This window comes from Palleronia sp. (assembly GCF_042089775.1).
In the GTDB taxonomy this organism is placed as follows: Bacteria; Pseudomonadota; Alphaproteobacteria; order Rhodobacterales; family Rhodobacteraceae; genus Palleronia.
The window spans coordinates 24,399-46,337 of record NZ_JBELKF010000012.1 but is presented as its reverse complement, the minus strand read 5'-3'; the positions used below and the strand labels follow the sequence as shown (position 1 = coordinate 46,337).

Here is a 21,939-nt window from a genome sequence, read left to right as displayed (position 1 = left end):
TTTGGTTTTCACGAGGTAGGCGCGTGTTTTTGAGAAGGGAAGTTTGATGTTTTACCGCGACGAGCGGCTTGCGCTATTCATTGATGGGTCGAACCTCTACGCGGCGGCGAAGTCGCTGGGCTTTGATATTGATTACAAGCTCTTGCGGCAGGAATTCATGCGGCGCGGAAAGCTCCTGAGGGCCTTTTACTACACCGCGCTGCTTGACAGCGAAGAGTATTCTCCGATCCGTCCGCTGGTGGATTGGCTGCACTACAACGGCTTCACGATGGTGACGAAAGCGGCCAAGGAATACACCGACAGCCAGGGGCGACGTAAGGTCAAGGGCAACATGGACATCGAACTCGCGGTCGATGCGATGGAGCTTGCGCCCCGGATGGATCATGCCGTCCTGTTCTCCGGCGACGGCGATTTCCGCCCGCTTGTGGAGTCGCTTCAACGGGCCGGCGTTCGCGTCTCGGTTGTGTCGACGATCCGCTCGCAGCCGCCGATGATTGCCGACGAATTGCGCCGCCAGGCCGACAACTTCATCGAACTCGAAGAGCTGCGCGACGTGATCGGGCGACCGCCGCGCCACGTCGAACAGCCGCAGGACCGCGCCACCGCCTGAGGCCGTCTGGCCCGTGGAGGCGGCCTTATCTCTGCTTGCGATGTTCGTCACCGCCTTCGGCGCGGCGACGCTCCTGCCGGCGCAGTCCGAAATCCTGTTCGTCGGGCTTCAGGCGCGGGATGCCGTGCCACTGTGGTTGCTGCTGACCGTCGCGAGCGTCGGCAATATCCTGGGGTCCGCGGTCAACTACCTGATGGGCAGGGGGATCGAGCAGTTCCGGCACCGCCGCTGGTTCCCGCTGACCGAGGCGCAGCTGGACCGCACGCAGGACTGGTATCGCAGGTGGGGCGTCTGGAGCCTGCTGCTTAGCTGGGCGCCCTTCGCTGACGGCATCACGGTCGTTGCGGGAATCCTGCGGACACGCTGGTGGGTGTTTCTCGGCCTCGTGAGCATTGCCAAGGCGGGACGATATGCCGTTCTCGCGGGTGTGACGGCAGGCGTCTTGTAGAAGGAAAAGGCCGTGGAACGCGAGGGTCCACGGCCACCGTTCTGAAAAAGCCCGCCAAAATCTTCCGTTCAAAATTCTTCACTGTGCAGTAGGCGCATCTTACCTTGCGTCCGCCATCCGATCCAGCAGTTCCTTCCGTCGCAGCCGGCACTGGACGCTTCGCGCATGGGTCCCTAGGTCTGGCAGCAAGGAGACCGCCCATGACCAAACCGCCCCTCGAACTCTATCTTGCCGCGCCGCGTGGATTCTGCGCGGGCGTGGACCGGGCGATCAAGATCGTCGAGATGGCGATCGAGAAGTGGGGCGCGCCGGTCTACGTGCGGCACGAGATCGTCCACAACCGCTTTGTCGTCGACGGTTTGCGCGACAAGGGCGCGATCTTCGTCGAGGAACTGGACGAGGCGCCGGCGGACCGCCCCGTGATCTTCTCGGCCCATGGCGTGCCGAAGGCCGTCCCGGCCGAGGCCCGCGCGCGCGAGATGGTCTATGTCGACGCCACCTGCCCCCTTGTCAGCAAGGTCCATATCGAGGCCGAGCGTCACCACCAGAACGGGCTGCAGATGGTCATGATCGGCCATGCCGGTCACCCCGAGACGCTGGGCACGATGGGTCAGCTTCCCGAGGGCGAGGTTCTGCTGGTCGAAACGCCCGCCGACGTGGCGACGATCGAGGTTCGCGACCCCGAGCGGCTGGCCTTCATCACCCAGACGACCCTGTCGGTGGACGACACGGTCGAGATCGTGGCCGCCCTGCGCGACCGCTTTCCGGCCATCATCGGTCCCCACAAGGAAGACATCTGCTACGCCACCACGAACCGGCAGGAGGCCGTGAAGGCCATGGCCCCCCGGATCGACGCGATGCTGGTGGTGGGCGCGCCGAATTCGTCGAATTCCAAGCGCCTGGTCGAGGTCGGACGGCGCGCTGGCTGCGCCTATGCGCAGCTTGTCCAGCGCGCGAGCGATATCGACTGGCGCGCGCTCGACGGCATCACCTCGATGGGGATCACGGCGGGGGCGTCGGCGCCCGAAGTGCTGATCAACGAAGTGATCGACGCCTTCCGCGACCGCTATGACGTTTCGGTCGAAATCGTCGAGACCGCGGTCGAGAACGTGGAGTTCAAGGTGCCCCGCGTCCTGCGCGAGCCCGCCTGACCCGAGGCCGCTCGCGCTTTCCATCGCCCCGAACCCGTGGCATCAGCAGGTCTGCCCCGGTCGCACCGGACCTTCGCCACGCCATGGAGCGCGCATGACCCGCATTCCCGCCGCACCGCTCGCACTCGGCCTTGCCGGACTGCTCCCGTTCATCTGGGGGGCCCTCACGCTGTTCGTCCCCGCGCTGGGTCAGTGGACGGCGCAGACGCTGTCGCCCCGCTTTGTCGGGCCATATGTCCAGCTCGCCTATGGGACGGTGATCCTCAGCTTCATGTCGGGTGTGCTCTGGGGGTTCGCCACGAAAGCCACCGGCGCGGTCGCGGCCAGCGGCTATGCGCTTTCGGTCCTGCCGGCGCTCTGGGCGTTCTTCTTCATGGGCGGCGGACCGGTCTCGGCGGCAACGTGGCTGGCGTTGGGATTCGTCGGGATCCTCGGGCTCGACTTCATGTTCGAGAAGCAGGGGCTTGCGCCGGACTGGTGGCTGAGCTTGCGGATTCTCCTGACCGTGGTTGTCGTGCTGACCCTCGTCCCTGTGATTTTCGGATAATACCATGACCGAGTTGTTTGCCTACACCGACGGCGCCTGTTCAGGGAACCCCGGCCCCGGTGGCTGGGGTGCGCTACTGATCGCGCGCGAGGGCGAGGCCGAAAAGAAGCGCCGCGAGCTGAACGGTGGCGAGGCGGTGACAACCAACAACCGGATGGAGCTTCTGGCCGCGATCTCGGCGCTCGAGTCACTCAACCGTCCCTCGCGCATCACGATGGTCACCGACAGCCAATACGTGAAGAACGGCGTCACGAGCTGGATTCACGGCTGGAAGCGGAACGGCTGGAAGACCTCGGCAAAGAAGCCGGTGAAGAACGAGGATCTGTGGAAGCGCCTCGACGCGGCCGGGCATCGCCATGACGTGACATGGCAATGGGTGAAGGGCCATGCGGGCCACCCCGAGAACGAGCGTGCGGACGAATTGGCCCGCGCAGGGATGGCGCCCTACAAGAAGACGCGGTGATCCAGCGTGAGGGGATAGGGTGAGAGGCTGGACAGCGACCCAGACGGGGCTCGTTGCGGCTGCTTCCTTCCGGACCTGACCGGGTTGGCGAGGCGCCTGCCCGCGCCAGCCTCTCGACCGCCCAGATACGCAACCCCGCGCCGGCTTTCAACCCGTGGTGTCGAGCGGCACGATCAGTTCCTGAAAGCCCTCGTCGTTTAGCTGCAACCACATCGCATCCGGAAATGGCGCATCCCCCCGGAGCGCGTTCGCGCGTGGCGAGGTGGCGAAGACCGCGCGCGCGTTCGGCAGAGGAGCGAAGCGGAAGGTCCGGGTTGCCTCCATGTGTGGCTCGGTCGCCAGCAGGGCCTCGATGGCGCGGTCGATGCGCAGGCCGGTCTCGACCCAGGAGCCCTCGGGGATCGGAAACTGCCCGCCCCCGGAGCGCCGGTGATGGGTGGTGGCAATGACGACTGCATCGCCGTCCTCTACTTCGCGTCCTGCAACCTTAAGATTGCGAATCCGCCCGGGACCCTCTGCCAGGCGCACTCCGCCGGCATCGAACAACGCCTGCTGAGACAGGTCGATCTCGAACGAAGCGCCGGCCGGCAGATCGAAGCAGGTCGGGGGAAAGCTGGGATCGAGCAAGCGCATCGCGTGTTCGCCCGGGATGATCCGCTGGAACACACTCACGCTGCGTTCGAGCCACAGCTTCAGATCGGCACAGCGCGTGCGGACGCCGACGATGTTGTCGGCATAAGGCGCGAGGCGCTGCACGTCGCCGCGTGTGACGGGGCCCGGCACGATGTCCACGTAGTCCCACGGCCCGCCATACCCGCCGCTCAGGATCGGCGCAGCGAGTCCCACGACCGGCGTGTCGCTGCCCTGCGCTGCGATCGCGGCGCGGATCGTGGTGCGCTTGGCCTCGGCAGACAGGTGCGTGGCCCGGCATATCCCGAGATACGAGAAGAAGGTGTGCAGTGGCTGCTCGGACATTCCCACCACTTCGCGTGACAGGCGAAGCGCGGTCGCGTGCGCGGCCTGGCTGGCCCTGAGCACGGGGAGCGCGTTCGGCCGCGACCGCTGCGACCCTGCCGGCAGGACGGGATGAACATCGACCTGCGCGGCGCACACGCGCCAGCGCCCTTCGGTGCGGCGCACGTTCAGATCGATGCACCCGACGTACTGACCACGGAAGCCGGGCATCACCGTCGGAACGCCGCAGACCGACCCGCGGCTGGGATTGATGGTGTCCGAAACCGGTCCGTTGGGGCCGGGAAAGACATCGTGGAGGTGCCCCAACACAATGGCGTCGATGCCCTCGATCCTGGCCAGCGGCTCGATCACGGCTCCGCCATTCCGGCGCGAGACGCCCTCGTGGCAAAGAGCCACGACGATGTCGGCGCCTTGCTCGCGCAGTTCGGCGACTGCACGCCTCAGAGCCGTCTCAGCGCAAAGTAGGTCGAGGCCCGCCCGCTCCAGAACAACCGGTGCGGGAACAGCCGTAGGGGGAAGGACGCCCGTCACGCCGATGCGGATCGTGCCTTCGGGCAGCTCGCGCTCGATCATGGTGCAGGTCGGCCGCCAGAGCGCGCCGTCCGACCGCCGCACGAGCGAGGCAGAGACCACGGCCATCTGCGCCGTCTCGAGCGCCCTCTCCAGGACCGGCAGGCCCATGTCGAACTCGTGGTTCCCGATCGTGACCACGTCGTAGCCGACCGAATCCATCGCCTCGATCACCGCACCGGCGCCGCCATCGGGCAAGTCGGCGTAGGGGCGCCCGAAGAGGAAGTCGCCGGAGTCCACCAGGACGCTTGCATCAGCCTCGCCGCGCAGTCGGTCGATCAAGCCCGCTGCACGGCTGAGCCCACGGGTCGGATCGTTCCTGCCCCGCGCATAGTCGAAGTCGCGCAGCTCTCCGTGCAGATCAGACGTGGCAATCAGCTTCAGCTGGGCCATTTGTACTCCGCGCAGGACAGGACCGGGGCCATGAACACTCTTTGCGATAAATCTTGTGTCGCCCACAGGTTGTAAATGAAAAAGCCGGATGTCTATCACCGAGAACAAAGAAATCGGCACCTGTTGTTGGGCCGTTGGAAACAGAACGAATGCGTGACGCGGAACTGGTGACATTTGGCGGCTCCGGCCTCGACCGGGCGGCCTTCGAACGGACGGAAGAGTGCGAGGCCGGTCTGGCAGCCTCGTCGCAGGCCCGGACGATCCTTCTGTGGCGCGGCAAGGCCTGCGTCATGCACGACGCCGAATCCAACGGCTATACCCTGGCACGCGTGCCGCTCGACCACCCGGTGCTGGCGCATGGGGGGCTGCGCCTCCTCCTCGGACGGGACGGAGAGGTGCCGACCTTCGCAACCGAGCTATCGGCCTGGGAGCCGCAAGAGGTGCCCGACACGGTGGGCGCCTTCGCCGATCCGTCCACCCAGACGCACCCGGAGCTGCCCGACGCCGTCTTCGTCGAACTGCGCAACGCGATGACGCAGATGTCGGCACGCGCCGCCGAACTGACAGCCACCGCGCGCGCCCTGTTCGAATGGCACCGAACCCACGGCTTCTGCGCCCGCTGCGGCGGCGAAAGCCGCTCTCACGCCGCTGGGTGGGAGCGGCTCTGCACCGCATGCGGACGCCGGCACTTCCCCAGAACCGATCCGGTGGTCATCATGCTGATCACGTACGGGAATGCGGTGTTGCTGGGCCGATCGGCGGGATGGCCCGAGGGGATGCACTCGCTGCTTGCAGGCTTCATCGAGCCGGGCGAGACGGTCGAGGCCGCCGTGCGCCGCGAGACCTGGGAAGAAGCCGGCATCCGCGTGGATGGCGTCGAGTACCTCGCAAGCCAGCCCTGGCCTTTCCCGGCTTCGCTGATGATCGGATGCCGTGGTCACGCGACCACGCGCGAGATCACGGTCGACCCGCACGAGATCGAGAGCGCTCGGTGGCTCAGCCGCGAAGAGGTCGCCCAGGCAATGGCAGGCGAACATGATGTCAAACCGGCACGCCCGGGGTCTATTGCGCATTTCCTTCTGAAGAACTGGCTTGCGGATCGTCTGGATTGATCGGACGCTCGGGTAAAAGCACCAGGATACCCACTTGAAACTCAGCGCCCGCACCGATGTCGCCGCACCGGCCGACAAGATTTTCCGGCACCTGACCGATTTCGACCGCATCGAAGCCGCGGCACGCAACCGCGGCGCCGAGATCGAGCGTCTCGACGACGGCACGGCCCCCGCCGATGCCGCCTGGCGCGCCAGCTTTCCGTTCCGCGGCAGGCTCAGGCATACCGAGGCCCGCGTTGTGGATTTCGAGCCTGACGAGCAGCTTGCCCTGCGCGGCGAAAGCGACGGGCTGTCGGCCCGCGTCAGGCTGGAGCTCATCCCGCTGTCGGACCGGCAGACCCGGATCAGCGCGATCATCGACCTGACCCCTGCGACGATGAAGGCGCGGCTTCTGGTGCAGTCCCTGAAGCTCGCCCGGTCCACGCTCGAGAAGCGCATGGAGGGCCGGTTGCGGCGTTTTGGCCGGCACGTCGAACAAACGTGAGCGCCCCATTGCACCGGCGTCCGCCGACTGTCATCCTTTCGCCATGACCGATCGACCCAAGGCTCTTGCCGTCCATTTCCTGACGGCCACAGGCGCCGTCTTCGCCATGCTGGCCATGTTGGCCGCCACGGATGCGCATTGGGGCCTGATGTGGCTTTGGCTGGTCATTGCGTTCGCGGTGGACGGCGTCGACGGGCCGCTCGCCCGTCGCTATGACGTCGGAACGAACGCGCCGGAATATGACGGGGTCCTGATGGACCTCATCATCGACTACCTGACCTATGTGTTCATCCCGGCCTACGCGCTGTTCGCCAGCGGACTGTTACCGGGTTGGACCGGCTGGATCGCGATCATCGTCATTACCTACACCAGCGTCGTCTATTTCGCCGACACGCGCATGAAGACCAAGGACTACTCGTTCTCGGGCTTTCCGGGCTGCTGGAACATGGCGGTGCTCGTGTTCTTCGCGGTCGAGCCGCGCTGGTGGACCATCATGATCGTCACGATCCTTCTGGCGATCGCGATGTTCCTGCCGCTGAAATTCATCCACCCCGTTCGCACGAAGCGGTGGCGCGCCCTGTCCCTGCCCATCGCGCTGGTGTGGGTCGCCCTGGCCCTTGCCGCGGCATGGCAGGACTTCCACCCGTGGCGCCCGGTCGAGATCGGGCTGATCGTGACCTCGACCTACCTGACCGTGGTCGGCATCGTGCAGCAGGTGATGTACGGCGACGACTCTTAGGGATCAGTCGAAGACCGTGACGCCCTTGGACGGGTCGTGCCGGTAAGCGTTCAGGCGCGACTCCAGCGTTCCGGCATGCAGCTCGATCTTGTGCCCGTCGGGATCGAGGACGTAGAGCGACCGGCCTTCGGACCAGTTCTCGCGCCAGATCGGTGCGGCTTTCGCGACAGCTTCCGCAAGCCTGTCGAACGCGTCGGGCGCGACGTCGAAAGCGATATGTGTGTAGTCACCCCGGGCTTGAGCCGACGCCGCCGGATCATGCGACAGGCAGAGCCAGAGCGTGCCAGCCTCCAGATACGCGCCCTCGGGCCACAGCGCACGCAGGTGCAGCCCGAGGAGGTCGCGGTAGAACCGGGCGGCGCGATCCACATCCGCGACCGCGAGCGTCAGTCAATCCGGTCCCTCAGGAGGCGGCGCAGGATCTTGCCGCTTGCGGATTTCGGCACCTCGTTCACGAAATGCACCTCGGCAAGCTGCTTGTAGCTCGCAAGCCGCCCCCGCATGTGTTCCCTGACCTCGTCCTCGCTGAGGTCCACGCCGGCCGCCTTGACGATGAACCCCACGGGCACCTCGCCCGCCTCGTCATCCTTCCGGCCCAGCACGGCGGCGTCCGCGATCCCGGGATGACTGCAAAGCTCGGCCTCAAGCTCGGCCGGCGCGACCTGGAACCCCTTGAACTTGATCAGCTCCTTCACGCGCTCGCGAACGAACAGGTAGCCGTCTGCATCGACCACGGCGAGATCGCCGGTGCGCAGCCAGCCGTCCATCGTGATTGCGTCGCGGGTAGCCTCAGCGTTGTTGAGGTAGCCCAGCATCACGTTCGGACCCTTCACCCACAGCTCGCCTTCCTCGCCCGGCCCCTTCTCTTCCAGCGTTCCGGGATCGACCACCTTCGCCTCGCAGTTCGGCACGAGCACCCCGGACGAGCCGGATCGCGGGGCGGCGCGCGGGGTGGTGTGGCTGACGGGCGAAAGCTCTGTCATGCCGTAGCCTTGGGTCATCACCGCGCTCATCCGTGCGGCGCATTGGTCGCCAATCTCGCCACCCAGAGGCGCTGCGCCCGAGAAGACCTGCTCCACGGACGAGACGTCGAACTGCTCGACCAGCGGGTGCTTGGCGAGGCCCAGCGCCACCGGCGGCACGACGTAAAGCCGCCGCGGCTTGTGGTCCGCGATGAGGCGCAGGAACATCTCGAGGTCGAAGCGCGGCATGGTCACGAGCTTAGCGCCTGCGGACAGGTAACAGTTCATCAGCACCGTCATGCCGTAGATGTGGAAGAACGGCAGGAAGGCGATCGTGCAATCCTCGGGCGTCAGCGGCTGCGCCTGCCGCATCTGGGCGACGTTCGCCACAAGGTTACGATGGCTAAGCATCACGCCCTTCGGCAGTCCGGTCGTGCCCGAGGAATAGGGCAGCGCGACGACATGGGTGGCTGGATCCACCATCGCCTGCGACTCGAGCGGATCGCCCATCACGTCAGCCAGCGACGTCTCGCCTTCGGCCCCGTCGATCACCACGATCAGTTCGACCGTCCCGCCCTCGGCCGCCTTCCGCGCCGTGTCGAGAAACACTGAGGGCACGACCAGGACCTTCGCCGCGCTGTCGTCCAGCTGCTTGCGCACCTCGTGCGCCGTGTAGACCGGGTTGATCGTGGTGACCGTGCCCCCGGCCCAGGCGACACCGTGAAACACGGTCGCGTATTCGGGGATGTTCGGCGCCATCATGGCCACAACCGTCCCCGCCCCGTAACCGCGCGCGGTCAGACCACCGGCGAAGCGGCGGATCTGATTTTTCAGCGCCCCCGCCGTCAGCTCGCGTCCCGAGGGCCCGTCCACCAGGACGACGCCGCCCGGTTCGAGGTCGAGCCCCTGGAACAGCTGCTCGGTGATCGAGATCGGGGGGATCTCGATGTCATCATGCGGGCTGCGGTATACGGTCATGCTGTCTCCTCCGAAGGTCTGATCCGCGCATAGCGTAGCACGAATCGGGCCTGCCGGTAGGGATCAGGCCACCCGCATCGCACGCGCGCCAAAGCACCCTGGCCCGGCGAAATGGATGTCGGCATGGGCGATCCCGGTATCGGACAGGACGTCCTCCAGCACCGGGGCGAGGGCCGCGCCCTCCTTCACCTCGGCATGCTGCAACAACCCGTCCGCGTCGAAGCCGCGGACGCTGAGCAGGCGGCTGGTCAGCATGTCCGGCACTTCGCCCGGCTTCGGGCAGGCGCGGGCCGCGCCGGAACGGACGTAGATCGCGTGGTTCGCCGCATAGGGGGTCGCACCGCCCAGATGCGTGTAGTTCACGAGGATCAGGGTTTCGCCGATTTCGGCGTCGCTGAGACTGACGCGGCAGGGATATCCCGGCCGGGAGTCCGCCATCAAGCGGCGGGCGCGATACCGGGCAAGTTCGGTCTCGGGCCGGGTGAACAGGGAGGCGAAGGGCGCGTAAGGCAGCGCCACGATCTGGAAGGTCATGATGGGTCTCCGTGAGGCAATGTCACCCCAAGATCGGAGACCCCGCGCGAACCGGCGACCCGGATCGCGCGCAATCGGCCTAGTCGAGCGCCGAATCGCAGCGGCTGCAGACCGCCGGATGGGCGTGCGTGCCGACGTCTGGCAGCACCTTCCAGCAGCGCTGGCACTTCTCGCCTTCGGCCTTCTCGAAGACGACCGCGACGCCTTCGACCTCAGGCAGGCGGAACGCCTCGGACGGGGCGGGGTCGGTGGTCACACTGATGTCGCTGGTGATGCAGACATCGTCGAAGGCCACCTGTCCCAGCGCCTGCGCCAGTTCGTCCGTCGCCACATGGACGGTCGGAGCGGCTTCGAGAGACGCGCCGATCGTCTTGTCGCGCCGCTGCACCTCGAGCGCGGCTGTCACGACGCGCCGGGCCTGACGGACCTCGGACCACGTGGCGGCAAGCGCCTCGTCCCGCCAGCCCGCGGGCGTATCCGGCATGTCCTGCAGGTGGACCGAGCTGTCCTCGCCCGGGAAACGCTCGAGCCAGACTTCCTCCATCGTGAAGACGAGGATCGGGGCCAGCCAGGTGACGATCCGGTGGAACAGCAGGTCCAGCACCTTCTCGGCCGACTGCCGGCGAATCGAGTCGGCGGGATCGCAGTAAAGCGCGTCCTTGCGGATATCGAAGTAGAACGAAGACAGGTCCACCGTGGCGAAGGTGAAGACGGCCTGGAACACCTCCTGAAAGTCGAAGGCGCGGTAGCGGGCGCGCACCGTGTCGTCCAGTTCGGCGAGGCGGTGAAGCACCCAACGCTCCAGCTCGGGCATGTCCTCGACCGCGACGTCCGGCACTTCGGCGGGCAGGTTGCCCAGCATGAAGCGCAGGGTGTTGCGCAGGCGGCGATAGCTGTCGGCCACCCCTTTGAGGATCTCGTCCCCGATGCGCAAGTCGCCGGTATAGTCCGACTGCGCGACCCACAGGCGCAGGATATCCGCACCATACTGATCCACGACCTTCTGCGGCGCGACGGTGTTGCCCACCGACTTGGACATCTTGTTGCCCTTGGCGTCGAGCGTGAAGCCGTGCGTCACCACGTTACGGTAGGGCGCGCGGCCCATCGTGCCGCAGGCCTGCAACAGCGACGAGTGGAACCACCCGCGGTGCTGGTCGGTCCCTTCGAGATAGACGTCCGCGATGCCGTCCTCGGTCCCGTCCTCGCGGTCGCGCAGGACGAAGGCGTGAGTGCTGCCCGAGTCGAACCACACGTCGAGGATGTCGAAGACCTGCTCCCACTCATCGTGGTCGTGGTCGTGGTCGGTGCCGAGGAATCGTGCCTTGGCGCCCTCGGCATACCAGGCATCGGCGCCCTCGGCCTCGAACGCCTCGAGGATGCGGGCGTTCACGGCCGGATCGCGCAGCAGGAAGTCGGGATCGGTCGGCTTGGCACCCGTCTTCACGAAGCAGGTAAGCGGCACGCCCCACGCCCGCTGTCGCGACAGCACCCAGTCCGGCCGCGCCTCGACCATCGAATGAAGGCGGTTGCGCCCACCCTTGGGCGTCCAGGTCACCAGCTCGTCGATCGAACGCAGCGCGCGCTTGCGGATCGTCTTGCCGTACTGGTCCCGCCCGTCGCCGACCTCGCGGTCGATGGCGGCGAACCATTGCGGCGTGTTGCGGTAGATCAGCGGCGCCTTCGACCGCCAGGAATGCGGGTACGAGTGGCGGATCTTGCCGCGCGCCAGCAGCCCGCCCACCTCGGTCAGCTTGTCGATGACCGCCTTGTTCGCGTCGCCTTCCTTGCCGTTCTCCTTCAGGATGCGTTTCCCGCCGAAGAAGGGCAGATCCGCACGAAAGCTGCCATCCTCTTCGACGTTGTAGGTGATGACCTGCGGCAGCATGCCAAGCTCGCGGTAAAGCTCGAACTCGTCCATCCCGTGCGACGGCGCACAGTGGACGAAGCCGGTGCCCTCTTCATCGGTGACGAACGAGGCGGCGCGAAAGTCGCGCGGCTCGTCCCATTCGCCGTTTCCGCCCTCGGCCCCGGCCAGGGGATGGGCAAGCGTCAGCGCACCAAGCTGCACCTGCGTCACGTTCCGCAGGCGGCGCCACTGGCCCTCTTCCAGCCGCGCGCGTGCGAAGGTGTCTGCGGCGAGCTTGTCGGCAAGGATGTAGCGCTCGCCCGGCTTGGCCCAGCATTCCTCGGGCGTTTCAAGAATCTCGTAGAGCCCGTAGTCGTAGTCCGAGCCGTACACGACGGCCTTGTTCGACGGGATCGTCCAAGGCGTGGTGGTCCAGATGACGACATGGGCACCGGCCAAGGCAGTGCGGGCCTCTTCCTGCGCGGCGGCGATCGCCTCGCGCTCGTTCGGGCCGAGCTCTTCGTCGGACATCTGCGCTTCGGGCAGCTCGAAATCAGAGACGCGGAACTTCACCCAGATCGTGAAGCTCTCCTTGTCGTGGTACTCGACCTCGGCCTCGGCCAGCGCGGTCTTCTCGACCGGAGACCACATGACCGGCTTCGAGCCCTGGTAAAGCACGCCGTTCATCAGGAACTTCTGGAATTCCTCGGCGATCACGCGCTCGGCGTGGAAGTCCATCGTCAGGTAGGGACGATCCCAGGCGCCGGTGACGCCGAGGCGCTTGAACTCCTCGCGCTGGACATCGACCCAGCCTGCGGCGAAGTCGCGGCATTCGCGCCGGAACTCGACCACGTCCACGGCATCCTTGTCCTGCCCCTTGGCGCGATACTGCTCTTCGATCTTCCATTCGATCGGCAGGCCGTGGCAGTCCCAGCCGGGGATGTAGCGGCTGTCATGCCCCATCATCTGGTGCGAGCGGACGACCATGTCCTTGATCGTCTTGTTCAGCGCGTGGCCGATGTGAAGGTTGCCGTTCGCGTAGGGCGGGCCGTCGTGCAGCGTGAAGGGCGGGCGGCCCTCCTTCTGGCGCAGGCGGTCGTAGACGCCAATCTCTTCCCAGCGCTTCAGCCACTCGGGCTCGCGCTTGGGCAGACCGGCCCGCATCGGAAAGTCGGTCTGCGGCAGGTTCAGGGTGTCTTTATAATCGGGGGTTTCAGGCGTGTCGGCGCACATGGGGAACGATCCCGTATCTATCAGGTCAGGGGCAGCATCATGGCGGCGCGAAGTGTCGGCGCCTCAGTCCCGGCGGGCTCAGGGCCGCGCCGGGCCGGTAATTCGCCGTATGTTTGAAGTCCGGGCCATATCGCAGCCTCTCTTGCCAGAGAGACCCCGTGTCGACAAGGTGCCATTGCCGGATGCGCCCGCCGCGACTAAGGGCTGCGCATGACCTGGACCCAGCACATCAACCGGATCATCGCCCTGGGGCTGCCCCTGATCGGCAGCCTGATGGCGCAGATGGCTATCCAGCTGACCGATACGGCGATGCTCGGGCGCTACGACGTCGCAGCGCTGGCCGGGCAGGTGCTGGGCTCGACCCTGTTTTCCATCGCGCTGCTCTTCGGGGCGGGGTTTGGCTGGTCGGTGACCCCCGTCATCGCCGAGGCCGAGGCACGCGGCCACAGCACCGAAATCCGGCGCGTGACCCGCATGGCGTTCTGGCTATCCGCCGGTTTCGGAGCCGTCGTCCTGCCGGTCTTCCTGCTCGCAGGTCCGCTTTTCGTGGCACTGGGCCAAGAGCCCGCCACCGCCGAGACAGCCGCGCGTTACCTGTCGATCCAGGGTCTGTCGATCTTTCCGGCCCTCGGCCTCATGGTGATCCGCGCCTACCTGTCCGGCCTCGGGCGGACGCGGGCGCAGTTCTGGGCCATGGCCGCCGCGTTCGCGCTGAACGCCGCGATCAACTACGTCCTGATCTTCGGCGCATTCGGCTTTCCCGAACTCGGCGTCACGGGCGCCGCGATCGGTTCGGTGATCTCGACCACGGTGGCCTTTCTTGCGCTCGCGGTCCACGCGGCGGTCGCCACGCCCGAGCATGACCTCTTCCGCAACATCTGGAAGCCCGACTCGCAGGCGTTGTCCCGCGTCTTTCACCTCGGCTGGCCCATCGGCACCGCCACCCTTGCCGAAGCGGCACTGTTCTCGGGCGCGACCGTCCTGATGGGCTGGCTCGGGACCGTGCCGCTTGCCGCGCACGGCATCGCGATGCAGATCATCTCGATCATCTTCATGGCGCATCTGGGCCTCAGCCAGGCCGCCACGATCCGCGCCGGCAACGCCGTCGGCCGCAATGATCCGGCTGGCCTGCGCAAGGGCGCACTTGCCGCGCTGATGCTGTCGTGCTGCGTGGCCCTGCCGACGCTGGCCGCGCTGGTGTTCCTGCCCGACCCGTTGATCGACCTCTTCCTCGGGCGGGACGAGCCTGCACGCGAAGCCGTGCTGGCCCTTGGCCGCGGCCTTCTCGCGGCGGCTGCGCTGTTCCAGCTTGCCGACGCGGCGCAGGTGATGGCCATGGGCTTCCTTCGTGGATTGCAGGACACGCGGGTGCCGATGTGGCTTGCGGGAATCTCGTACTGGGTGATCGGGATGCCGCTGGCGTGGCTGCTGGGTTTCCCGGCCGGCCTTGGCGGTGTGGGGGTCTGGCTCGGCATGGCCGGAGGGCTGACCGTCGCCGCGGTCACGTTGCAGACGCGGTTCTGGCGCCGCACCCGCCTTGCCGCGGACCCGTCGAGGCCGTAGGTCCCGACCATGCCCCGCTATGCCTTTCGCATCGAATATGACGGCGCGCCCTTCGCCGGCTGGCAGCGCCAGAAGGACCAGCCGTCGGTTCAGGGCGCGGTCGAGACCGCCCTTGCCCGGTTAGATTGGGACGTGCCCTCGATCGCCGCCGCGGGACGCACGGATGCCGGCGTGCATGCGACGGGACAGGTGGCTCATGCCGACCTTGCGAAAGACTGGGACCCGTTCCGCCTGTCCGAGGCGCTGAACCACCACCTGAAGCCTCAGCCGGTCGCCATCACGGCCTGCGCCGAAGTCGCCCCGGATTGGCACGCGCGGTTCTCGGCCCGCGGGCGGCGGTACTTGTACCGGCTGACGATCCGCCGTGCGCCGCTGGTCCACGACCGCGGGAAAAGCTGGTGGGTGCGCCAGACGCTCGACGCCGCGGCGATGCAGGCCGGGGCGGACCGGCTTCTTGGCCGGCACGACTTCACGACGTTCCGCTCGGTCCAGTGCCAGGCGGACTCGCCCGTGAAGACGCTCGATCGGCTGGAGGTCGAGTCGCACCCCGTTCCCGGCGGCACGCACTACATGTTTCACGTGGAAGCACGGTCCTTCCTGCACAACCAGGTGCGCAGTTTCGTCGGCACGCTGGAACGCGTCGGTCGCGGCGCGTGGAGCGCCGACGACGTCACGCGCGCCCTCGAAGCGCGCGAGCGCGCCGCCTGCGGCCCCGTGGCCCCACCCGAGGGGCTCTACCTGACGCACGTGACCTATCCCGAAGATCCATTCGCCGACTGACGCAGCGGCGCAACCAGCCCCTCCCCCGCCGCACGGTTCGAATTCACCTCGGTCCCCACCCGATGCCACGCGACCTGCTGGGTCGGACGCATCAGGCGGGCTGCGCCCTTGCCCTCTTCGCCCAGCCACAGGGCCCAATCCTCGGGGCGCAGGATCACCGGGATACGGTTGTGCAGTTCGGCAGGCGCGCCCTCGGCTGCGCAGGTGACGATCGCGCAGGAGCGGATGCGGGTGCCCTCCCGCTCCCAATCCTGCCAAAGGCCGGCAAAGACCATCGGCCCGCCGCCTTGCGGCCGGATGAACCACGGCAGCCGGTTGCCATCGGTATCCTTCGTCCATTCGTAGAACCCGTCGGCGGGGATCAGGCAGCGGCGCTGGCGGATCGCCTCGCCGAAGGCGGGCTTCTCGGCGACCGTCTCGGCGCGCGCGTTGATCAGGGGCGGGCCATCGGTCTGCGACTTCGCCCAGTGGGGGAGGAATCCCCACCGCATCCCCTGCAGCCGGCGACGCCCTCCGTCCTGCATAACGGCATGGATCGCATTCGTGGGACAGACGTTGTAGTTCAGCACCGGCGGCAGGTCGTTCGCCGGCTCGGCATCAAACAGGCGGCCCATGGCGTCGGTGGGCAGGGTGATGGCAAAGCGTCCGCACATGCCCGGCGAGATAATGCCGCCGCACGGACAGACAATCTTGATCGCTTGACCGCGCCCGCCTAAGCCCCCTCCCATTCCACCGCCCCGGCAGAACCACATGCTTCGACAGATCCTTCCCGTCAGCGCCCTTCTTCTCGGGTCTGCATGCCTTCTGTTCGCGGGGGGCATCAACGGCCTGATCCTGCCCATCCGCGGCGGGATCGAAGGCTTCACAGCGCTGTCGCTCGGCCTGCTCGGCACAGGGTGGGCCGTCGGCTACGTCCTGGGCTGCATGTTCACCTCAAGCTTGGTGAGCCGCGTCGGCCACGTCCGCGCCTTCTCCGCCCTTGCGGCGGTTGCCGCGATCAGCGTGTTGGCCAGCGCCATCTACGTGACGCCGGTTGCCTGGATCTTGCTGCGGGGACTCTGCGGGTTCTGCTTTGCAGGGGCTGCGATGATCGTGGAAAGCTGGCTCGCCGACAAGTCACCGGCCGAGACGCGGGGCCGGGTCTTTGGCGTCTACACGATGGTCAACCTTGTCGCGTCGACTGCGGGACAGCTTATGCTGATCGTCGGCGATCCGGCCGGCTTCGTGCTTTTTGCGGCGGCCGGCATCTTCTACGCCCTGTCGCTGGTTCCCACGGCCGTTTCGACGTCGAGCAACCCGGACGCGCTGGTGCAGGTGCGACTGGACCTGCCGGGATTGTGGCGCAACTCGCCCGTGGCGGTGTTCGCCGTGTTCTTCGTGGGCGTGTCAAACGCCTCGTTCGGAGCGATGGCGCCCGTCTTTGCCGACAGGATCGGCTTGCGGCTGGACACGATCGCGCTGTTCTCGTCCGTGCCGATCCTGGCCGGCGCGATCGCGCAGATCCCGGTGGGCATCCTGTCGGACAAGATGGATCGCCGCATCGTCCTCGTGGGGATTGCCCTGGTTGCCCTGTGCGCCGACCTCGCGTTTTTCTTCCTTCAGCCCACTGCCGCGTGGCCGAACCTCGTGCTCGCGGCCTTCCTGGGCGGTGCGATCTTCGCGATGTACCCGGTGATCGTGGCCCATGCCAACGACCACGCCGGAGAGGGCGCCGCCATTCGCGTCTCGGGCGGGCTGTTGCTGGTGTTCGGCCTGGGCTCGATCATCGGGCCGCTTTCGGCGGGCTGGGGCATGATGCAATACGCGCCCCGCGCCCTGTTCGTGGTGACCCTTGCGTCGCACGTGCTGATCGTGGGCTTCGCAGTCCTGCGCATCCTGACGAGCCGCGCCGCCGAGGAAAAGACCACCTTCGTCCCCACCGGGAGCGCGCGCGCCACAACGCCGCAGACCGCCGTGCTGGCCGACGAGCTCGTCACCAGCTAGGCCAGCTTCGGCCGGTCGCAGCAGCGTGATCGAAGGGCTCGTGATCTGGGGCCGGCCGTCCTATATGGGCTCGGTGTCACCAATCAAGGCTCTACCGATGCTTCGTCTTGCCCTCGCCTTCTGCCTTGTCGCAACGACCGCCGCCGCGCAGGACGTGCTGGCGCAGGCCCGCAGTACCTATGCCGATATTCAGGGCGAGTGGGCCGAGCCCGGCAAGAGCTGCGCCAACCCGACCGACACGTGGTCCTTCCGCCCGGGCAGCGTGCGCGCCGGCCAGAGCCGGTTCGACCTTCTGGGGATCGGCGGCGGGGCGGGGGGGGTGCGGGTGGATCTTGTCAGCCTCGGCTCCGGCGCACGGGTCCCGCTGAACCTGGTACCGCGGAGCGGCATGCTCGACGTCACGGGCAGCGGCATCGCAGTCAGCCTGAGGCGCTGCCTTGAGACGGCGCAGCAGTTCTCGCCCCCCACGATCGAGGACACGCGCCGCGATGACGCAATCACTTCGCGCCCGCTCGACGAGGAGCCGCAAAGCGACGCCGTCGAGTTCGGCCCCAGCGCCGAAGATCTGCGGCAAGCACTTGGCGATTCGTCGGCCGAGATCGGAACAGGTCCCGACGTCACCGCAGAGACGAGCGCCGAGGACGCGTTCGCCGCGCGCTTCTCGGGCGCCTGGGCGTCCGGCGCCGGTGCCTGCGACTGGCGGCTGTCCGAAGGCCGCATCATGGCCGCCGGCGAAAGCTACGACGTGGTGAACTACTCCGGCTCGCCGGACCGGATCGGAGTGCAGGCCCTTCGATCGGACGGCGCTCCGGCGACGTTCACGGTGACCCCTTCTGGCGCCGGCGCAAAGATCAACGGGATGGTCGCCGGGGGGGACAGCATTTCGGCCACCCTGTCGCCCTGCTGAGGTCAACACTCAGTTAAGGATCATCGGTGCAGGGTGCGGGAAAGCTCCTTGCCCAGGGTTCGCCATGTTGCGCCTCGCCGTCACGATCTTCACGCTGATGACCGCCTCGCTTGCCCAGGCCGGCGGCCTGTGCGTCGGGGCCGAATGCGGCGGCGGCAGCGGCGCAGCCCCGGTACAGCAGCTTGCCCCCAGGCCGAACGTTGCCGCGCCGGACCCATCGGTCCTGCGGCAGGCTTACGAGTCGGTGACGGGGCTGTGGAAGGCCGACGCGAACGGCACCTGCATCGGCACGCTTGGGGCGTACCACCTGACGCCGTATTACGTGATCGCGGAAGGCGAGATGTTCGAGATCGCGTCCATCACCGGAACCACGTCCCGGATCGCGGTCCTGACCCGTCGCGTCAACGACGGCGCCGGTGCGCAGTTCATCTTCATGCCGGTCTCGCGGAAGCGGCTGGATGTGGCGGGAACGGTCTTTGGCGAGTCCGATCAGCACCTTGGCGCGCTGCGGCGCTGCCGGCGCGGGATGGAGTAACGCCCGCCCGGATCACTTCCGGGCGAGCGTCTGGCGTTACTCGCCAGCGATGGTGATGCGGCCGTCGATATAGGGGTCGTAGGGCATGTTCTCGGCAAGATAGTCCGCCGTCACCACGGCCACGTCCGGCCCGAAATCATAGGCGTTCTTGGCATCGACGAACATCGAATAGCCGTCGCCGCCGTTGCGGACATAGTTGTTCGACGCCACGCCATAGGTCGCCTGCGGATCGATCGGCTCACCACCGACCATCACGTCCGAGACGCGGCTGCCGGCCTCGGCCGAAGGGTCGACGGTGAAGGACATGCCCGCCACCTGCGGGAAGCGGCCCGCGCCTTCCTCCATCTGGCTCACCCCGTTCTCGAGCGCAGCGATCAGCGTCTCGCCCGTAACCTGGAACGTCGAAAGCGTGTTCTGGAAAGGCAGGACTGTCAGCACCTCGCCCATCGTGACCTCGCCCTCGTCGATCGACGCGCGCAGACCACCACCGTTCTGGAGCGCGACCTGGATGCCCTGATCGGCCACGCGCGCAAGCATGGCGTCGGCCACGAGGTTGCCCATCTCGCACTCCTCGGCGCGGCAGACCTCGCGAGAGCCTTCGATCGGCGCGGTGGCCTCGGCCACGACTGTCTGGCGCAGTTCTTCCAGCGGCTCGGCCAGTTCGGCCACGCGCGCCTTGGCCTCTTCGTCCTCGGCCACGCTCGCGTCGAGAAGGCGGGGCTGGCCGCCGATCTCGGTCACGTTGCCCTCGTCGTCGAAGGTCACATCGATCTCGCCCAGGTACTTGCCGTAAGCAGAGGCGGTGAAGATCGGAACCTCGTTCACCACGGTTGGATACGGGCCTTCGGCGCCTTCCATGTCGCCAAGCAGCGAATGGCTGTGGCCACCGATGATGAGGTCGACGCCCGTCAGTTCCTCGGCCAGGCGCTTGTCCTCGGGCAGGCCCACATGGGTCAGCAGGATGATCTTGTTCACGCCCTCGCCGGTCAGGCGGTCGATCTCGGCCTGCGCCGCATCCACGGTGGACGAGAAGACGACAGTCTCGCCGGGTGACGAGGTTTCGGTGGTGTCCTCGGCCAGGACCGACACGACACCGATCCGCTGGTCGCCAGGTTCGAGCACAGCAGACGCGTCGACCTCGCCGGCCAGCTGGTTGTTCCGGCTGACGTCGATATTGCCCGAGAGAATCGGGAAGTCGACCTTCGCGGCGAACGGGGCCAGCCCCTCGGGGTCATTGTCGAACTCGTGGTTGCCCACGGCCATCGCGTCATAGCCGAGCTGGTTCATGAATTCGGCGGCAAGGTCGCCGGCATATTCGGTGAAAAACAGCGACCCCTGGAACTGATCGCCCGCGTCGAGCAGCAGCACATCGTTGTCGGCGCTCTCGCGCGCTTCGTTGACGGCGGTGACCATCCGCGCGATGCCGCCGAAGCACTCCCCGGCCTCGTTGTCCTCGAGCGAACAGGTCGAATCGTAGGCCGAGATCGGTTCGAACCGGTCGTGGAAGTCGTTCGTGTGCAGGATGGTGAGGGAATAGTCGGCCTGCGCTGCGCCGGCGCAGAGCGCGGCGACGGCGGTGGCCGTGAAAAGACGCATGGTCATGCGGTTCTCCTTGTATGACGCGCCGCGAGAGTGCGCCGGTCTCCGGCGCCTGTCAAAACCGGAATGCGTGACACGGCGATGACCCATTTTCCCCCGCACGCGGCAAAGCTATATGCCCCTCAAGGAACCCAGAGGAGAGACCGATATGCGCATTTACAAGGTATTCCGGGCTGCCGAATGGGCCGAACTGGATCGCGCCGGCAAAACCGTGGGCTCCGCCGACGACCAGCGCGACGGATTCATCCACTTCTCGACCAAGGACCAGCTTGGCGGCACGCTGGCAAAGCACTTCCAGGGCGAGCACGGCCTGATCCTTGCAGCGGTCGAAGCCGACGCCCTGCAGGATGGCGACCTGAAATGGGAGCAGGCGGCGAACGGCCAGAACTATCCCCACCTCTATCGCCCCCTGTCGCTGGACGAGGTGGTCTGGCACCGGGAGCTTCCGCGCGAGGGCGTGGACACCATGGCGCTCGGCGACGAATGAGCCTGTCCGAACGCCTTGGCCTTGCCGCGCTGCGCCGGCTGGACCCCGAACGGGCGCACGGGCTTGCGCTGCGGGCGTTGCGGGCGGGGCTCGTGCCCCTGCCCGGCCCCGTCACGTCCTCGCGGCTGCGCACGACACTTGCCGGGATGACGCTGTCCAACCCGATCGGGCTCGCCGCCGGATTCGACAAGAACGCCGAGGCAGTGCGCCCGCTGGCGCGCACGGGATTCGGGTTCCTGGAGGTCGGCGCAGCAACGCCACGGCCGCAGGAGGGAAATCCGCGACCGCGCCTCTACCGGCTGACCGAGGATCACGCGGCGATCAACCGCTTTGGTTTCAACAATGCCGGGATCGAGGTCATCGCCCGCCGCCTCGAGCGGACGCGCAGCGCCGTGCCCCGCGGCCTGAATCTCGGCGCGAACAAGGACTCGCCGGACCGGGCGGCCGACTTCGCCGCCGTCCTGCGCCGCGCCGCGCCGTTCATCGACTTTGCCACAGTAAATGTCTCGTCCCCGAACACGGAAAAGCTGCGCGACCTGCAGGGGGCCGAGGCGCTGCGCGGGCTGCTGAACGGCGTGATGGAGGCGAACGAGCGCGGCTTGCCGATTTTCCTCAAGATCGCGCCCGACCTTGACGACCAGGCGCTGGCGGACATCGCTGGTGTCGCGACCGAGGTCGGCATCGCGGGGATCGTCGCCACGAACACGACTCTTTCGCGCGAAGGGCTGCGCTCGCCCTACCGCGACCAGACAGGCGGCCTGTCCGGCGCGCCTTTGTTCGAACGAAGCACACGGGTGCTGGCCAAGCTGTCAGCGCTGTCCCCCCTTCCGTTGATCGGAGTCGGCGGCGTGTCTTCGGCCGCCGAGGCCTATGCCAAGATCCGCGCCGGAGCCAGCGCCGTGCAGCTTTACACCGCGATGGTGTATCATGGCGTAGCGATTGCTGCGCAGATTGCGCGCGAACTGGACGACCTGCTGCTGCAGGACGGGCTGATCACGGCTCAGGCGGTCGGGCTGGACCGAGACCGCTGGACCTGACGC

General features: G+C 67.0%; 22 protein-coding genes and 1 other RNA gene. 15 read left to right on the top strand and 8 right to left on the bottom strand.

Annotated elements, in window-relative coordinates:
* Positions 1-46: 46 nt before the first annotated feature.
* The 5 genes from ACFDS3_RS05245 (at position 47) to rnhA (ending at position 3,219) form a co-directional block, all read left to right on the top strand.
* Positions 47-610, top strand: coding sequence for an NYN domain-containing protein (locus ACFDS3_RS05245; protein WP_375261293.1), 564 nt, complete (start codon positions 47-49; stop codon positions 608-610).
* Positions 611-650: 40 nt separating this feature from the next.
* Positions 651-1,058 carry a YqaA family protein gene (locus tag ACFDS3_RS05240; protein ID WP_375261292.1) on the top strand — a complete coding sequence of 136 codons (408 nt, stop codon included), beginning with the start codon at positions 651-653 and terminating at the stop codon, positions 1,056-1,058.
* Positions 1,059-1,258: 200 nt separating this feature from the next.
* A complete protein-coding gene (gene ispH, locus ACFDS3_RS05235; protein WP_375261291.1) occupies positions 1,259-2,209 on the top strand; it encodes a 4-hydroxy-3-methylbut-2-enyl diphosphate reductase in 951 nt (316 codons plus the stop codon).
* Between the two features lie 94 nt (positions 2,210-2,303).
* Positions 2,304-2,756 (top strand): DUF3429 domain-containing protein, encoded by a 453-nt coding sequence (locus ACFDS3_RS05230; protein ID WP_375261290.1) that lies wholly within the window; start codon positions 2,304-2,306, stop codon positions 2,754-2,756.
* 4 nt (positions 2,757-2,760) lie between these two features.
* Positions 2,761-3,219 (top strand): ribonuclease HI, encoded by a 459-nt coding sequence (gene rnhA / locus ACFDS3_RS05225; protein WP_375261289.1) that lies wholly within the window; start codon positions 2,761-2,763, stop codon positions 3,217-3,219.
* Positions 3,220-3,237: 18 nt separating this feature from the next.
* On the opposite strand, the gene ffs is transcribed toward rnhA, so the two are convergent.
* Positions 3,238-3,334, bottom strand: an RNA gene (gene ffs, locus ACFDS3_RS05220) — signal recognition particle sRNA small type.
* Positions 3,335-3,366: 32 nt separating this feature from the next.
* Positions 3,367-5,157, bottom strand: a complete 1,791-nt coding sequence (locus ACFDS3_RS05215; RefSeq protein WP_375261288.1) for a 5'-nucleotidase C-terminal domain-containing protein — start codon at positions 5,155-5,157, stop codon at positions 3,367-3,369.
* Between the two features lie 149 nt (positions 5,158-5,306).
* Here ACFDS3_RS05215 and nudC point away from each other — a divergent pair, with 149 nt between their 5' ends.
* Genes nudC through ACFDS3_RS05200 form a run of 3 tightly spaced genes read left to right on the top strand, consistent with a single transcriptional unit; the run spans position 5,307 to position 7,492 of the window.
* Positions 5,307-6,269 (top strand): NAD(+) diphosphatase, encoded by a 963-nt coding sequence (gene nudC, locus ACFDS3_RS05210; RefSeq protein WP_375261287.1) that lies wholly within the window; start codon positions 5,307-5,309, stop codon positions 6,267-6,269.
* Positions 6,270-6,303: 34 nt separating this feature from the next.
* Entirely contained in the window at positions 6,304-6,753 is a 450-nt protein-coding gene (locus ACFDS3_RS05205; protein WP_375261286.1) for an SRPBCC family protein, read from the top strand.
* A 43-nt stretch (positions 6,754-6,796) separates the two neighbouring features.
* On the top strand, positions 6,797-7,492 hold the full coding sequence (locus tag ACFDS3_RS05200) for a CDP-alcohol phosphatidyltransferase family protein (protein WP_375261285.1): 696 nt from the start codon (positions 6,797-6,799) through the stop codon (positions 7,490-7,492).
* A 3-nt stretch (positions 7,493-7,495) separates the two neighbouring features.
* On the opposite strand, the gene ACFDS3_RS05195 is transcribed toward ACFDS3_RS05200, so the two are convergent.
* The 4 genes from ACFDS3_RS05195 to ileS form a co-directional block, all read right to left on the bottom strand.
* On the bottom strand, positions 7,496-7,882 hold the full coding sequence (locus ACFDS3_RS05195) for a VOC family protein (protein WP_375261309.1): 387 nt from the start codon (positions 7,880-7,882) through the stop codon (positions 7,496-7,498).
* On the bottom strand, positions 7,879-9,432 hold the full coding sequence (locus ACFDS3_RS05190; protein WP_375261284.1) for an AMP-binding protein: 1,554 nt from the start codon (positions 9,430-9,432) through the stop codon (positions 7,879-7,881). Before ACFDS3_RS05190 ends, ACFDS3_RS05195 begins: the two co-directional genes overlap by 4 nt.
* A 63-nt stretch (positions 9,433-9,495) precedes the next feature.
* On the bottom strand, positions 9,496-9,966 hold the full coding sequence (locus ACFDS3_RS05185) for a DUF1203 domain-containing protein (protein WP_375261283.1): 471 nt from the start codon (positions 9,964-9,966) through the stop codon (positions 9,496-9,498).
* Between the two features lie 79 nt (positions 9,967-10,045).
* On the bottom strand, positions 10,046-13,045 hold the full coding sequence (gene ileS, locus ACFDS3_RS05180; RefSeq protein WP_375261282.1) for an isoleucine--tRNA ligase: 3,000 nt from the start codon (positions 13,043-13,045) through the stop codon (positions 10,046-10,048).
* A gap of 210 nt (positions 13,046-13,255) precedes the next feature.
* Between ileS and ACFDS3_RS05175 the strand changes: the two genes are divergently transcribed.
* The gene (locus ACFDS3_RS05175) at positions 13,256-14,608 is read left to right on the top strand and encodes an MATE family efflux transporter (RefSeq protein WP_375261281.1); all 1,353 of its coding nucleotides are present in this window, start codon (positions 13,256-13,258) and stop codon (positions 14,606-14,608) included.
* 9 nt (positions 14,609-14,617) lie between these two features.
* Complete coding sequence (truA, locus tag ACFDS3_RS05170) at positions 14,618-15,388, top strand: tRNA pseudouridine(38-40) synthase TruA (protein ID WP_375261280.1); 771 nt, start codon at positions 14,618-14,620, stop codon at positions 15,386-15,388.
* Here truA and ACFDS3_RS05165 read toward each other — a convergent pair.
* On the bottom strand, positions 15,361-16,041 hold the full coding sequence (locus ACFDS3_RS05165) for an SOS response-associated peptidase (RefSeq protein ID WP_375261279.1): 681 nt from the start codon (positions 16,039-16,041) through the stop codon (positions 15,361-15,363). The genes truA and ACFDS3_RS05165 overlap by 28 nt on opposite strands.
* Positions 16,042-16,138: 97 nt before the next feature.
* On the opposite strand from ACFDS3_RS05165, the gene ACFDS3_RS05160 reads away from it, so the two are divergent.
* The 3 genes from ACFDS3_RS05160 to ACFDS3_RS05150 all read left to right on the top strand — a co-directional run bounded on the left by ACFDS3_RS05160 (position 16,139) and on the right by ACFDS3_RS05150 (position 18,813).
* Positions 16,139-17,371, top strand: a complete 1,233-nt coding sequence (locus ACFDS3_RS05160) for an MFS transporter (RefSeq protein WP_375261278.1) — start codon at positions 16,139-16,141, stop codon at positions 17,369-17,371.
* A 97-nt stretch (positions 17,372-17,468) separates the two neighbouring features.
* Entirely contained in the window at positions 17,469-18,278 is an 810-nt protein-coding gene (locus ACFDS3_RS05155; RefSeq protein ID WP_375261277.1) for a hypothetical protein, read from the top strand.
* 64 nt (positions 18,279-18,342) lie between these two features.
* Positions 18,343-18,813 carry a hypothetical protein gene (locus ACFDS3_RS05150; protein WP_375261276.1) on the top strand — a complete coding sequence of 157 codons (471 nt, stop codon included), beginning with the start codon at positions 18,343-18,345 and terminating at the stop codon, positions 18,811-18,813.
* A 36-nt stretch (positions 18,814-18,849) separates the two neighbouring features.
* Here the strand turns inward: ACFDS3_RS05150 and ACFDS3_RS05145 are convergent, their stop codons facing one another.
* Entirely contained in the window at positions 18,850-20,415 is a 1,566-nt protein-coding gene (locus ACFDS3_RS05145) for a bifunctional metallophosphatase/5'-nucleotidase (RefSeq protein ID WP_375261275.1), read from the bottom strand.
* Between the two features lie 145 nt (positions 20,416-20,560).
* On the opposite strand from ACFDS3_RS05145, the gene ACFDS3_RS05140 reads away from it, so the two are divergent.
* The gene (locus ACFDS3_RS05140; protein WP_375261274.1) at positions 20,561-20,899 is read left to right on the top strand and encodes a DUF952 domain-containing protein; all 339 of its coding nucleotides are present in this window, start codon (positions 20,561-20,563) and stop codon (positions 20,897-20,899) included.
* Positions 20,896-21,936, top strand: coding sequence for a quinone-dependent dihydroorotate dehydrogenase (locus tag ACFDS3_RS05135; protein WP_375261273.1), 1,041 nt, complete (start codon positions 20,896-20,898; stop codon positions 21,934-21,936). Before ACFDS3_RS05140 ends, ACFDS3_RS05135 begins: the two co-directional genes overlap by 4 nt.
* The last annotated feature ends 3 nt before the right edge of the window (positions 21,937-21,939 follow it).

Bases quoted from the DNA above. Each gene is read 5' to 3' on its own strand.
- truA (WP_375261280.1), top strand. From the start codon at position 14,618: ATGCCCCGCTATGCCTTTCGCATCGAATATGACGGCGCGCCCTTCGCC.
- ACFDS3_RS05215 (WP_375261288.1), bottom strand. From the start codon at position 5,157: ATGGCCCAGCTGAAGCTGATTGCCACGTCTGATCTGCACGGAGAGCTG.
- ACFDS3_RS05155 (WP_375261277.1), top strand. From the start codon at position 17,469: ATGCTTCGTCTTGCCCTCGCCTTCTGCCTTGTCGCAACGACCGCCGCC.
- ACFDS3_RS05245 (WP_375261293.1), top strand. From the start codon at position 47: ATGTTTTACCGCGACGAGCGGCTTGCGCTATTCATTGATGGGTCGAAC.
- rnhA (WP_375261289.1), top strand. From the start codon at position 2,761: ATGACCGAGTTGTTTGCCTACACCGACGGCGCCTGTTCAGGGAACCCC.
- ileS (WP_375261282.1), bottom strand. From the start codon at position 13,045: ATGTGCGCCGACACGCCTGAAACCCCCGATTATAAAGACACCCTGAAC.
- nudC (WP_375261287.1), top strand. From the start codon at position 5,307: ATGCGTGACGCGGAACTGGTGACATTTGGCGGCTCCGGCCTCGACCGG.
- ispH (WP_375261291.1), top strand. From the start codon at position 1,259: ATGACCAAACCGCCCCTCGAACTCTATCTTGCCGCGCCGCGTGGATTC.
- ACFDS3_RS05230 (WP_375261290.1), top strand. From the start codon at position 2,304: ATGACCCGCATTCCCGCCGCACCGCTCGCACTCGGCCTTGCCGGACTG.
- ACFDS3_RS05140 (WP_375261274.1), top strand. From the start codon at position 20,561: ATGCGCATTTACAAGGTATTCCGGGCTGCCGAATGGGCCGAACTGGAT.
- ACFDS3_RS05165 (WP_375261279.1), bottom strand. From the start codon at position 16,041: ATGTGCGGACGCTTTGCCATCACCCTGCCCACCGACGCCATGGGCCGC.
- ACFDS3_RS05190 (WP_375261284.1), bottom strand. From the start codon at position 9,432: ATGACCGTATACCGCAGCCCGCATGATGACATCGAGATCCCCCCGATC.
- ACFDS3_RS05145 (WP_375261275.1), bottom strand. From the start codon at position 20,415: ATGACCATGCGTCTTTTCACGGCCACCGCCGTCGCCGCGCTCTGCGCC.
- ACFDS3_RS05200 (WP_375261285.1), top strand. From the start codon at position 6,797: ATGACCGATCGACCCAAGGCTCTTGCCGTCCATTTCCTGACGGCCACA.
- ACFDS3_RS05135 (WP_375261273.1), top strand. From the start codon at position 20,896: ATGAGCCTGTCCGAACGCCTTGGCCTTGCCGCGCTGCGCCGGCTGGAC.
- ACFDS3_RS05185 (WP_375261283.1), bottom strand. From the start codon at position 9,966: ATGACCTTCCAGATCGTGGCGCTGCCTTACGCGCCCTTCGCCTCCCTG.
- ACFDS3_RS05240 (WP_375261292.1), top strand. From the start codon at position 651: ATGTTCGTCACCGCCTTCGGCGCGGCGACGCTCCTGCCGGCGCAGTCC.
- ACFDS3_RS05160 (WP_375261278.1), top strand. From the start codon at position 16,139: ATGCTTCGACAGATCCTTCCCGTCAGCGCCCTTCTTCTCGGGTCTGCA.
- ACFDS3_RS05150 (WP_375261276.1), top strand. From the start codon at position 18,343: ATGTTGCGCCTCGCCGTCACGATCTTCACGCTGATGACCGCCTCGCTT.
- ACFDS3_RS05175 (WP_375261281.1), top strand. From the start codon at position 13,256: ATGACCTGGACCCAGCACATCAACCGGATCATCGCCCTGGGGCTGCCC.